Origin of the sequence: Bradyrhizobium sp. URHD0069 (assembly GCF_000701345.1) — a bacterium.
In the GTDB taxonomy this organism is placed as follows: domain Bacteria; phylum Pseudomonadota; class Alphaproteobacteria; order Rhizobiales; family Xanthobacteraceae; genus Bradyrhizobium.
Genome location: NZ_JNIJ01000008.1, coordinates 23,907 through 36,018, shown reverse-complemented (window position 1 = coordinate 36,018; position 12,112 = coordinate 23,907). Strand labels below are relative to the sequence as shown.

The 12,112-nt window shown below is 59.7% G+C and carries 10 protein-coding genes; all 10 read left to right on the top strand.

Going from position 1 to position 12,112, the window contains the following annotated elements:
* The first annotated feature begins 13 nt into the window (after positions 1-13).
* The 10 genes from N554_RS0101620 to N554_RS0101570 all read left to right on the top strand — a co-directional run bounded on the left by N554_RS0101620 (position 14) and on the right by N554_RS0101570 (position 12,095).
* Positions 14-1,267: an ABC transporter substrate-binding protein gene (locus N554_RS0101620; protein ID WP_029581875.1), complete on the top strand. Its 1,254-nt coding sequence runs from the start codon at positions 14-16 to the stop codon at positions 1,265-1,267.
* A gap of 57 nt (positions 1,268-1,324) precedes the next feature.
* Positions 1,325-2,209 carry a branched-chain amino acid ABC transporter permease gene (locus tag N554_RS0101615; protein ID WP_029581874.1) on the top strand — a complete coding sequence of 295 codons (885 nt, stop codon included), beginning with the start codon at positions 1,325-1,327 and terminating at the stop codon, positions 2,207-2,209.
* Between the two features lie 15 nt (positions 2,210-2,224).
* On the top strand, positions 2,225-3,211 hold the full coding sequence (locus tag N554_RS0101610) for a branched-chain amino acid ABC transporter permease (RefSeq protein ID WP_029581873.1): 987 nt from the start codon (positions 2,225-2,227) through the stop codon (positions 3,209-3,211).
* A complete protein-coding gene (locus N554_RS0101605; RefSeq protein ID WP_029581872.1) occupies positions 3,208-3,978 on the top strand; it encodes an ABC transporter ATP-binding protein in 771 nt (256 codons plus the stop codon). The genes N554_RS0101610 and N554_RS0101605 overlap by 4 nt, the downstream gene beginning before the upstream one ends.
* 4 nt (positions 3,979-3,982) lie before the next feature.
* Positions 3,983-4,687 (top strand): ABC transporter ATP-binding protein, encoded by a 705-nt coding sequence (locus tag N554_RS0101600; protein ID WP_029581871.1) that lies wholly within the window; start codon positions 3,983-3,985, stop codon positions 4,685-4,687.
* A 73-nt stretch (positions 4,688-4,760) separates the two neighbouring features.
* Complete coding sequence (locus N554_RS0101595) at positions 4,761-5,711, top strand: cyclase family protein (RefSeq protein WP_029581870.1); 951 nt, start codon at positions 4,761-4,763, stop codon at positions 5,709-5,711.
* 15 nt (positions 5,712-5,726) lie between these two features.
* Positions 5,727-7,034 (top strand): histidinol dehydrogenase, encoded by a 1,308-nt coding sequence (gene hisD / locus N554_RS0101590; protein ID WP_029581869.1) that lies wholly within the window; start codon positions 5,727-5,729, stop codon positions 7,032-7,034.
* Positions 7,031-7,804, top strand: a complete 774-nt coding sequence (locus N554_RS0101585; RefSeq protein WP_029581868.1) for an SDR family NAD(P)-dependent oxidoreductase — start codon at positions 7,031-7,033, stop codon at positions 7,802-7,804. The genes hisD and N554_RS0101585 overlap by 4 nt, the downstream gene beginning before the upstream one ends.
* 964 nt (positions 7,805-8,768) lie before the next feature.
* Complete coding sequence (locus N554_RS0101575; protein ID WP_029581866.1) at positions 8,769-9,704, top strand: alpha/beta fold hydrolase; 936 nt, start codon at positions 8,769-8,771, stop codon at positions 9,702-9,704.
* A gap of 807 nt (positions 9,705-10,511) precedes the next feature.
* A complete protein-coding gene (locus tag N554_RS0101570; RefSeq protein WP_029581865.1) occupies positions 10,512-12,095 on the top strand; it encodes an SGNH/GDSL hydrolase family protein in 1,584 nt (527 codons plus the stop codon).
* Positions 12,096-12,112 lie beyond the last annotated feature (17 nt).

Below are 12,112 nucleotides of genomic sequence, written 5' to 3'. Positions count from 1 at the left end.
CACGGAGGATTACATGGCCAAGAAAACGACGGGTTCCAACTCCATCTCGCGTCGCCGCCTGCTGACGACCGCCAGCGCCGGCGCCGTTCTCGCGGCATCGCCGTTTCGCATCAATCTTCTTCAGGCGCAGGAAGCCACCATCAAGGTCGGATTTCCTGTACCATTGACCGGACCGTATGGCACCGAGGCGCAGGACCAGGTGCGGGCGGCTGAAGTCGCCATTGCCGAGTTCAACGAAGGCGGCGGTCTTAACGGGCGCAAGGCCGAGTTGCTGGTGCGCGACGACAAGCTCAATCCGGGCGAGGCGGCGACCCGCACGCTGGAACTGATCGAGAAGGAAAAGGTCAATTTCATCGTAGGGAGCTTGTCGGCTTCCGTGCAGCTCGCCGTGAACAATGTCACCAAGGAACGCGGGATCATCTACAATTCGATCAGCCAGTCCGACGAAATCAACGAGATCAAGGATTTCAGCAAGTACACATTCCATGAGGCTCTCACGCCGCATCTGACCGCGGGCGCGGTGGGCCGTTACGCCTTCCCGAAGTTCGGCAAGAAGGTGGCCTTCCTCACGGCGGACTACGCCTATGGTCACGAGATGGTTCGCGGCTTCCAGGCAGCCGGCAAGACCCTTGGCGTTGAGACGCTGGCCGACATCCGTCATCCGCTCGGCACCACGGACTTCTCGGCGTTGCTGCCGCGCATCCAGGCGCTGAAGCCGGACATTCTCATCATCAACAATTTCGGCCGCGACCAGCAGATTGCGCTGAAGCAGGCGACCGACTTCGGCATGAAGAAGTCAATGAAGCTCGTCGCGCCGATTCTGCTGTACACCGGCCGTCTCGCAGCCGGCGCTCAGGCGTTTGAAGGCGTCATCGGCGGCACCTCGTACTACTGGGGCATCGAAGACAAGGTTGCATCGGCCAAGGCTTTCAACGATCGGTTCCGCAAGATGCATGGCGGCAAGGTGCCGTCGGATTACGGTGCATTGGGCTATGCCGGCGTAAAGACGCTGCTGATGGGCGCCAAGGCTGCCGGCACCCTCGACACCGACAAGGTGATCGCCGCGGTCGAGGCGCTGAAGTACGACTACTACAAAGGCCCCGAGTATTATCGCAAATGCGATCATCAGGCCGTGCAGTCGGTCCTCATCATCGAGTCCAAATCCAAGCCGGAGAAAGGCGAATCCGACGTGTTCAACGTCGTGGCGACGGAAGAGCCGAGTGAGCAGAACCTGCGGACCTGCGAAGCGCTCGGTCACAAGTCCTGAACCGCTGACTAACAGTCGCGCGTCCTTCGCGGGCGCGCGACATATCTGGAGATATCTATGTCCGGCCTGAGTTTCGATCTGATCGCGTTGCAGTTGTTCACGGGGCTCGCGCTCGGTGCGATCTATGTGCTGTTCGCCATCGGTCTGTCGCTGATCTTCGGCATGCTGACCGTGGTGAACTTCGCGCATGGCGCGTTCTACATGGTTGGCGCTTATGTCGGGTTGTTTCTTCTTTCGCTGGGAGGCAACTTCTGGCTTTGCCTGGTTGCCGTCCCGTTGATCGTCGGCACCTCCGGGCTGATCGTGGAACGGTTCCTGATCCGGCCGCTCTATGGGCGCGGCATCGACTATCCGCTGCTGCTGACGTTCGGCCTCAGCTACGTGATGGTCGAACTCATCCGCATCGCCTTCGGCAAGAGCGGTTATCCTTTCGACACCCCGGAAATTCTCCAGGGCGCGGTCAACATTGGCGTCGGCTACTTCCCGCTGTATAGGTTGTTCGTGATCGGCATCGCAGCAGTGGTCCTACTCGGGCTCTGGCTCTTCCTCGAGCGCACGAGCTTCGGCCTGATCATCCGCGCGGGTGCGCGCGATCCTCAGATCGTCCGTGTTCTCGGCGTCAACGTATCGCGGGTCTGGCTGTTCGTTTTCGGGATCGGCTCCGGGATTGCGGGACTGGCGGGGCTGCTCGCAGCACCATTACAAGGCGTCATCCCGGAAATGGGCGCAACGATTTTGGCCGAGGCGTTTGTCGTCACGGTTGTCGGCGGGATGGGGTCGATCGGGGGCGCCGTCATCGCCGGTCTTCTGGTCGGCGTGGTCGTCAGCATGACGTCGCTGTTCGCGCCGGAAATGGCCAAGGTTTCAATTTTTGCCCTGATGGCAATTGTTCTCCTCATCCGTCCGCAGGGCTTCTTCGGCCGTGCCGGACTCATGAGCTGAGGCGGGTACAAAACGATGAATGAGCTTTCTCAAACCCTGACGCAGCCGAGCGTCGCATCGGCCGGTTGGTTCGATTTCGCCAAGCGCCACCGCGCGATTCTTGCAAGCATCTTTGTGCTGGTGTTTCCGCTGGTGATGCCTTTCACCGCGCTGGCGGTGAACATCTTGATCTATGGCCTCTTTGCGGTTGGCTTCAATCTGCTGTTCGGGTACCTCGGGCTTCTGTCGTTCGGACACGCTGCGCTGTTCGGCACCGGCGCTTATCTCTGCGGCATCGCGATCGTCCATTTTGGATGGTCCTGGTACGCCGCTATCGTGATGGGCATTCTCGGCGGCGCCGTCATGGCGGCCGGGATCGGCGCACTGGCGATCCGCACCCGCGGCATCTACTTCGCCATGGTGACGATGGCGTTGTCGCAATGCGTTTTCTATCTTTTCTATCAGGCGGTCGATTGGACCGGCGGCGAGAACGGCTTGCGCGGAATCAACGTCCGCACCATCGACATTCTCGGTTTGAAACTCGACTTCATCAATCCGCTGACGCGCTATTACGTCATCGCGGCGTTCGTCATCCTGGCGCTGTTCGTGCTGTCGCGGATTCTGGCATCGCCGTTTGGCGCCGTGATCGAAGCTGTCCGGGAGAACGAGGCGCGGGCGCGGGCGTCCGGCTATGACGTGACACGGACGCGGCTGATCACCTTCATCCTGTCCGGTGCATTCTGCGGCTTGGCCGGCGCGCTGATGGCGCTACATCTATCCATCGTGCCGATCGAGATCCTGCATATCGAGACGTCGGGCATGGTGGTGATGATGTCGCTGCTGGGAGGAATGGGCACGTTCTTCGGCCCGTTCGTCGGCGCGGCTGTTTTTCTGTTGCTTGAAAACCTGGTCTCAATCTGGACCGTCCACTGGCAACTGATCGTCGGCGCGGTGTTCGTGGTCTGCGTCCTGTTCTTCCCGGCTGGAATCTGGGGAACGATCTTGAAGCGGATCAACAAATGACGACTTCGACAGACACTTCATCAAAGGTCATCCTGCGCACAACCGGCGTGAGTAAGAAGTTCGGCAAGTTCGTTGCGCTGAACAACATCTCTGCCGAGTTCTCCCGTGACGCGATCACGTCGATCATCGGGCCGAACGGCGCGGGGAAAAGCACCTATTTCAACCTGCTGTCCGGCGCGTTTCCGCCGTCCAGCGGCAAGGTCGAATTCGAAGGCCGTGATGTCACCAATGTCGCGCAGCACGAGTTCGCCCATATGGGCATCGCGAAGTCCTTCCAGATCACCAACGTGTTTCCGCTGTTGACGACGCGGGAGAACGTCCGCGTCGGCCTGCAAGCCTTTGTCTCGCGCTATGACATCTGGCGGCCGCGCGCCAAGCTTCCGGGACTTGTCGAGAAGGCTGATGCGCTGCTGGCGCTGGTGGGACTTTGGGACCGCCGCGAGCGGCTCGCGAAGGAACTCGCGCACGGCGAACAGCGCGCGCTCGAGATCGGAATGGCGCTGGCCGCCAATCCGCGGTTGGTGCTGCTGGATGAGCCGACGGCAGGCATGAGCCCGGAAGAGACCCGGGTGATGATGGATCTCATCGTCAAATTGTCAAAGGAGCGCACGGTCATTCTCGTCGAACACAAGATGAAGCTGGTGATGGGTATCAGTGATCGCGTCCTCGTGCTTCATCACGGGGAACTGCTTGCGCAGGGAACGCCGACGGAAGTCCGCCAGAACGAGCAGGTCAAGCGGGTCTATCTTGGCCAGCGGGAGCACTGAAGCGATGTTGCGTGTCGAGAATCTCAACTCCTGGTACGGGGCGAGCCACGTGCTTCAGGACATTGGTCTTGAAGTGAACAAGGGCGAGATCGTCTGCCTGATCGGCCGCAACGGTGCCGGCAAGACCACGACCTTGAAGTCGATCATTGGCTTGCTAGACAAGACCAGCGGGTCGGTAACGTTCAAGGGTAAGGAAGTGCTCGGCCAGCCCGCCCACGTCCGCTTTGCGCTGGGCCTGGCTTACGTGCCGGAAGAGCGCCGCATCGTGCAGGGATTGACGGTACGCGAAAATCTTCGGCTCGGCCTCGTCGCATCGCCTGACAAGAAGGACGAGGTTCGGCGCATCGCGCAAATTGCCGAGATCTTTCCGCGCCTGGCGGAGAGGCTGGATCAGGAAGCCGTCACGATGTCCGGCGGCGAGCAGCAGATGCTTGCGATCGCGCGCGCCATGATCGCGAAGCCGGATCTCATTATGCTTGATGAGCCCTCGGAAGGTATCATGCCGGTGCTTGTCGATGAGATGTTCGAACTGTTCCGCAGGATGAAGTCGGAAGGCACGACGGTTCTGCTTGTCGAGCAGAACGTGGAACTGGCGCTCGATATCGCCGATCGCGCCTATGTGCTGGATCAAGGCTCCGTTGTGCATCACGCCACGGCGGCTGCATTGCTGGCCAACGACGAGATCAAGGAGCGTTACTGTTCGGTCTAGCCGGAGAGGGCTGCCGTTGCCGTCGCGTGTCTTTCAAGTTATCGTTCGATAAATAGCACAGGGAAACATCATCATGAAAGTCGACAGAGCCGCCATCTATGAAGCCGCCAAGAAGCTTTCCAACTGGGGACGATGGGGCGCAGACGACCAGATCGGCACGCTCAACAATGTGAGCCCCGAGGACGTCATCAATGCGGGCAAGCTGATCAAGAAGGGCAAGGTCTTCTCGCTCGGCCTGTCCTTGAAAGAACCTATTCAATCGGGCTTGTTCGGCGGCCGATGGAATCCGATCCACACCATGCTGGCGACCGGCACGGATGCTGCGGCGGGCAACCAGGATGTCCCGTCGCCGTACCTGCGTTACGCGGACGACGCGATCAACATGCCCTGTCAGGCCTCGACGCAGTGGGACGCCCTTTGCCACATCTTCCTCGATGACAAGATGTACAACGGCTATGATGCCAAGCTCGTCGATGCGCGCGGTGCGAAGAAGCTCGGCATCGAGCACGTGCGCGACAAGATGGCCGGTCGTGGTGTGCTGCTCGACGTCGCGCGATTCAAGGGTGTCGAGTCGCTTGACGACGGTTACGCGATCACCAATGCCGACCTCGATGCCTGCGCCAAGCAGCAGGGCGTTGAAATTCGCAAGGGTGACTTTGTCATCGTCCGCACCGGCCATCAGGAGCGCTGCCTGAAGAAGAAAGACTGGGCGGGCTACGGCGGCGGCAATGCGCCGGGTGTGGCGTTCGAGACCTGCTACTGGATTCGCGAGAAGGATATCGCCGCGATCTGTACTGACACCTGGGGTTGCGAGGTGCGGCCGAATGAGACCAACGAAGCCAATCAGCCCTGGCACTGGGTCGTGATTCCGGCCATTGGAATTTCCATGGGCGAGATTTTCTACCTGAAGGAGCTTGCGCAAGACTGCGCGCAGGACAAGGTTTATGAATTCTTCTTCACGGCGCCGCCGCTGCATTTGCCGGGCGCGGCCGGATCGCCGATCAATCCTCAGGCAATCAAGTAACCGCGGAGAACTCTGATGGCCAAACACCTCAAGCGTAGCCGCGACGCCGCCCAACGCGCCGAAGATGATTCCAAGGTCCGCGCGACCGTGGAAGGAATTCTCGCCGACATCGAGAAGCGCGGCGATGACGCCGTTCGTGAATTGTCTGCGAAATTCGACCAGTGGGACCGCAAGGACTACCGGCTGACCGACGCTGAAATCAAGGACTGTGTCGCGCAGCTTTCCAAGCGAAACATAGACGACATCAAGTTTGCGCAGGAGCAGGTGCGCAACTTCGCCCAGCACCAGCGCAGTTCGATGAAAGATGTCGAAGTGGAGACTCTGCCGGGCGTCGTGCTCGGGCACAAGAACATTCCGGTCAATTCCGTCGGCTGTTATGTGCCGGGCGGGAAATATCCGCTGTTGGCCTCGGCGCATATGTCGGTGATCACTGCGAAAGTCGCCGGCGTCGCGCGCATCATCACATGCGCGCCGCCGTTTCAGGGCAAGCCCGCGCCGGCCATTGTCGCCGCGCAGCATCTCGCGGGTGCAGATGTTATCTATTGCCTCGGCGGAATTCAGGCCGTCGGTGCAATGGCGATCGGCACGGCATCGATTGCGCCGGTCGATATGCTGGTCGGCCCCGGCAACGCCTTCGTGGCGGAAGCCAAGCGCCAGCTTTACGGCCGCGTCGGCATCGACCTTTTCGCTGGCCCCACCGAAACGCTGGTGATCGCCGACGAAACGGTGGACGGCGAGATGTGCGCCACCGACCTGCTCGGGCAGGCGGAGCACGGGCCGAACTCGCCCGCGATCCTGCTGACCAATTCCGAAAAGCTCGCGCGTGACACCATGTCCGAGATCGAGCGCCTTCTGAAAATCCTGCCGACCGGCGCTGTCGCCGCCAAGGCGTGGGAGGACTACGGCGAAGTCATCGTCTGCGACTCCGAGGAGGAGATGGTGCGCGAAGCGGATCGCATTGCGTCCGAGCATGTGCAGGTCATGACGCGCGATCCGGATTACTTCCTGAACAACATGACCAACTACGGTGCGCTGTTCCTGGGGCCGCGAACGAACGTGGCCTACGGCGACAAGGTAATCGGCACCAACCACACGCTGCCGACCAACAAGGCGGCGCGCTACACCGGCGGTTTGTGGGTTGGAAAATTCCTCAAGACCGTGACCTACCAGCGCGTATTGACGGATGAGGCGTCGGCCATGATCGGTGAATATTGCTCGCGGCTCTGCATGCTTGAGGGCTTCGTCGGCCACGCCGAGCAGGCCAATGTCCGCGTCCGGCGTTATGGCGGGCGCAACGTGCCGTATGCAAGCGCCGCAGAATGAGCGCTCAACCGCTGCCGAAGACGCCGACGTTCCGGCTGGACGAGCGTCGCGCGCTGGTCACCGGGGCGGGGCGGGGTATCGGGCTCGCCGCGGCGGCTGCGCTGGCGGAGGCGGGCGCGCATGTCACACTCTGCGCGCGCACGGTGAACGAAATCAATGAGGCGGCATCAGCGCTGCGCGAGAAGGGGTTTTCGGCAGATACACTTGCTCTTGATGTGACGGACGTGGCGGCGTTTCGTGCAGCGGTGGACGCACGACAGCCTTATCATGCCTTCCTCAACAATGCCGGTACCAACCGGCCGAATCCCTTCGCTGTTGTGCCGGTGGAGGATTTCGACGTCGTCATGAATCTGAACGTGCGTGGCGCTTATTTCGCGGCTCAGTCCGTCGCACGCCGGATGATCGCAACTGGAACACGCGGTTCGATCATCAACATGTCGTCGCAGATGGGGCACGTTGGGGGTGCCAATCGCTCGCTCTATTGTGCTTCGAAATGGGCAATGGAGGGATTTTCGAAAGCGATGGCGATCGACCTGGCGCCGCATGGCGTTCGGGTCAATACGCTGTGCCCGACCTTCATCGAAACGCCGATGACGAAACCTTTCTTTGAGAATGCTGCGTTCAAGGAAAGCGTGCTGGCTAAGATCAAGCTCGGGCGGCTCGGTACGGTCGAGGATTTGATGGGCGCGATCGTATTTCTTGCCGGCGACGCGTCGTCGCTGATGACAGGGTCGTCCCTCATCATCGACGGGGGATGGACCGCGGACTGATGGCTGTTTCCGTGGCGGGCCTTTGCGGCTTCTCAATTTTGTATGCTAAATCCCTCTTTAAAAATGGGGTCAGTCGGCGGACTGATAAGGTTTCCAGCGAAACCTTATCAGCCATGGCTGGTATTGATCGGCTCCTTGAGCGTCCGCTTCTGACCTCCACAGCCGACTTTATCGGATGGCAAGGCGCTCGCCATCTGAATCGATTGACGGACGCATCGCAGTCGCGAAGGCGACTTCGCCGTGCTCGACCTGTGTCGTTTGTCGTAAGCAACACACCAAACGGGGCGCTTGTTTCCTTGGGGCTCCGACAACAGGCGGACATAATAGAACATCGCGAAGCAGCATCATGTGTTGGAGTAGTGAATGTTATAAGCGCAAGGGATCAAAACGATGAGTCTCATCCATGCCCGGACTCGTATGCCGGGCCGGCTCGGGAAGGCGACAAGCCGCACGCCGAGCATGTACGTGGATGAGAAGTCGGATGAGGCCATAGTACTTGCGAAGCGACTGAACAAGGGGAGGCAACTCTCGGCGGAAGTCGTGGAGGGAAGGGCCTCACCCAAGGGGAACAGCTGTTAGGCGGCCGCGGTTCGGACACTGAGCCGAAATGCCGCGTCGATCCGAATGATGGCTGCGCGTCGGGCGAGAGCGTGACTAAATCGTTCATCGCACGACGTCTGACCCGAGGGAGGAGCCCGGTGCGTTAGCAGCGCACGTCGGAATCTGTGCGGGGGGCGAGGAGAAATCCTCGTCCCTACCGCGACCATGTGGGTCCAGATCGATCGCGTCAATGTGACCGGAGATCGGGCTTCTAGACGCCTATCCCAATCGAGGTATTGCTTCTAAAATGAGGAAAAAAATGAAGTGCTATTGGGTTCACGACCTGATTTGTAAGGACTGAAACCCAAAGCGAACTTGTCCAGATTTTTTGTGGACCTCCTGAAACGTCATCGGAGGGCCCACCATGTTGTGCTTGAGCAACGGCACGTTATCGCTGGCCTCGGCGCGGCTCATCAGTTTACTCAGCATTCCCATTGTCGCGTGTTTCGCGCTGAGCGTTGCGGCGGCGACTGAACCCCCGCCAATCAAGCAGTTCCATGCCAACGGCACCGATCTTGCCTATGTCGAGGAAGGCAAGGGAACAACGGTCGTTTTCGTGCATGGTGCAAATGGCGACTGGCGTTCGTGGGAGCTGTTTCGGCCGGCAGTGGCCGAACGCTATCGCTATGTCTCCTATAGTCGCCGCTATCACCTACCCAATCCGTGGCCGGGCGACGGTTCGGATTACTCCTTCCAACTCCACGCGGCCGACCTCGTGGCTTTCATTCAAGGGCTAAATGCCGGGCCGGTGCATCTTGTCGGCACTTCCTACGGTGGCTTCCTCGTCACCCTTGTGGCGCTCGAGCATCCGGAGTTGTTGCGAAGCGCCGTCGTCAATGATCCGGGCGTCCCGGCGTTGATTGCGGACATGCCTGATGGCAAACCGCTCGTTGCGGAACGTGCGAAATCATTCGGTGAAATGAAAGAGGTCGCGCTCGCCGGGGACAACGCGAAGGCCGCCGTGCTCTTGTACGACTGGGTGGAAGGAGAGAAGGGCGCGTTCGATAAGATATCCGAGGTGCGCCGCGAACGGTGGCTGGCCAACGCGTCGACCATGCGACCGATGATGTCTCAGCCGGCGCCGCCGTCGATTTCCTGTGCGACACTCGGAAAGATGAAGGTTCCGATGCTGGTCACGCGTGGCAAGCACGACAACCCGTTTTACGTGCTAAACACTGATACATTCGCAAGCTGCCTCCCCCCTGGAAACCGCGCTGCAATCATCCCGAATGCCGCGCACGTTATGAGCGGGAATACCGCCTTTGGTGAGGCAGTGCTCACGTTCCTAGCAGAACACTGAGCAGGAGCGGTCGCTTCGGCGCCGCACTTTCTGATTGGCATTGACCTTTCAAAGAGGTCGTTTGCCCCACGACTAACCTGGAGAGCCCTCCACTTTACCGGGGGGATCATCCGCTAATGGCCGATTTTGTTGCAAAAGTCTTTTTGCGTCACTGAATACAAATTTTCCGGGCCGTACACGCGGCGATCGAACAGTAATTTGAGGGACTACATTATCTAGCGACGAACTCACCAGCGACTTCGGTAATGGCCTGAGGCTACATCGATCGGCGATTGCGGCTCGTTTGATCCATTTGCGGGAAATTGATCGAACGGCGTTATGGGAGTTTTGCAACAAAATCGGCACCTTTGAGACATGCCGAACCTTACGATGAATGTCGGCTATCAGGGGGATACTGTTGCAAAAGTCGTTTTGCGTCACTGAACACAAATTTTCCGGGCCGTACACGCGGCGATCGAACAATAATTTGGGGGACTACATTATCTAGCGACGAACTCACCGGCGACTTCGGTAATAGCCTAGAGGCTACATCGATTGGCGATTGCGGCTCGTCTGGTCTATTTGCGGGAAATTGATCGAACGGCATTTTAGGAGTTTTGCAACAGTATCAGGGGTAAAGCGGAAGTGACCCTGACATCGCCAAACTGTCGCGATTGACCCATCTGCGACATGAGGGTCGCACGACAGTGATCTCGCGCGCTCCAGCCGGTTGAATGTCGCGCTGGACTCTTCCTCGAGGTAATCTATCGTTTCACGCGCCCGTCGAACGACGGGACCTAGGCGGAAGTTCAGAAAGGGAGGAAAATCATGTCGCGTGCGTCGCACCACATTTCCACTCTTGTCGTCTTCGGAGACAGCCTTTCGGACAACGGCAATCTGCTTGCCTTGATCGGCCTGCCACAGCCGCCGGACTGGCAGGGTCGCTTTTCGAACGGTCCCACCTATGCCGAACAGCTCGCCCAATTCCTTAACATGCGGCTCGACGATCGCGCCTTCGGCGATGCGGAGGCCAGTAACGCGTCGCTGCCGCTGCTCGGTGTTCCCCTTCCCATTAACCTCTCGGACCAGGTCGTCGGATATCTTGCCGATCTTCACGGCCATCAAGCGCCGCACGGCACAACCGCGTTGCTAAACATCGGCAGCAACGACTACATCTCCTATCTAGAGAGTAATCAGCCCAAGGACCCGCAGACCGCCGAAGCGATTGTCATGAGCGTTGTCGGTGCGATCGATCAGGCCATCACCACGCTCACCAATGCGGGCATAGACAATATTATCCTGTTCACGCTGCCCGATTTTGCGATTACGCCCGGGGCGCAAGCGCTGGGGCCTCAGGCGGTGGCTTTTGCCCATGCCTTGGACGTCGCCAACAATGCGGCGCTCCAGCAGATGGCCGCGACTCATCCGAACGTCGAGGTGGTCGACGTCTTTCAGCTCACCGAAGCGCTGGCTGCCGATCCGCACAGCTTCGGTTTTTCGGCAGATTTGAACGAGACCTGGGTCGACCAGCTCGCCGCTGGCTCTCATCAGTTCGCGCCGAATGAAGTGGCGTTCTTCAATGCCCTTCACCCGACCACCGCCGCCCATGGCGTCATCGCCGCCTTCGCGGATGCGGTGCTGACATCGGACCACACGCAATTCCTCGACGGTACGCAAAGCGTGGTTCATGCCGGGCACGGCGACAACTTTATTTTTGCCACCCCGATCGACCCGGCCAATCCCAATCTGAACGACAACTACACGATCTACGGCGGTTCCGGCGACGACATCATTTTTGCCGGGTCGGGCAACGTGACCGTCCACGGCGGCTCGGGCGACGACCTTATTGCGGCCGCCTCGGGCAATGCCACGCTCGATGGTGGCGCGGGTACCGACGTGCTCGAAACCAACTCGACCGGCATCAACGTGCTTCTCGGTGGAGGCGGCGGTGATGCGCTGATCGCCAATCGCGCCGGGACGACTACGCTGGACGGCGGCTCTGGCAATGACCTGTTTGTGCTCAAGGAGAGTGCGAGCCTCGTCAATTCCAACAGCAGCTTCAACTTTGGCCAGCACGTGATCAGTGGCGGCGGCGGCCACGACACGCTGCGGTTCATCATCAACGATCAAAATCCCGCCGCCGAGGAGGTGCTGCTCGCCGAGTTCCAGAAGGTCGAATTGGCGTTTGACACGGCTGCCAAGAACCACCAAGCCAGCTTTCAGGTCGACGGCCTGCACGTCACCGGCATCGAACATATCGAACTGCAGATCGACACGGTCTCGACCAACCCGAATACGCCGTACCTCATCACGCACGATATCGCTCTGACCGATGGCCACGCGTCGAGGGTGAGCGACAACCTGAGCCATTTATTGCAAACGGCGGATCATTGGAATCTGCTGACCGTTTGATGGAGCCCGTTAGGTCC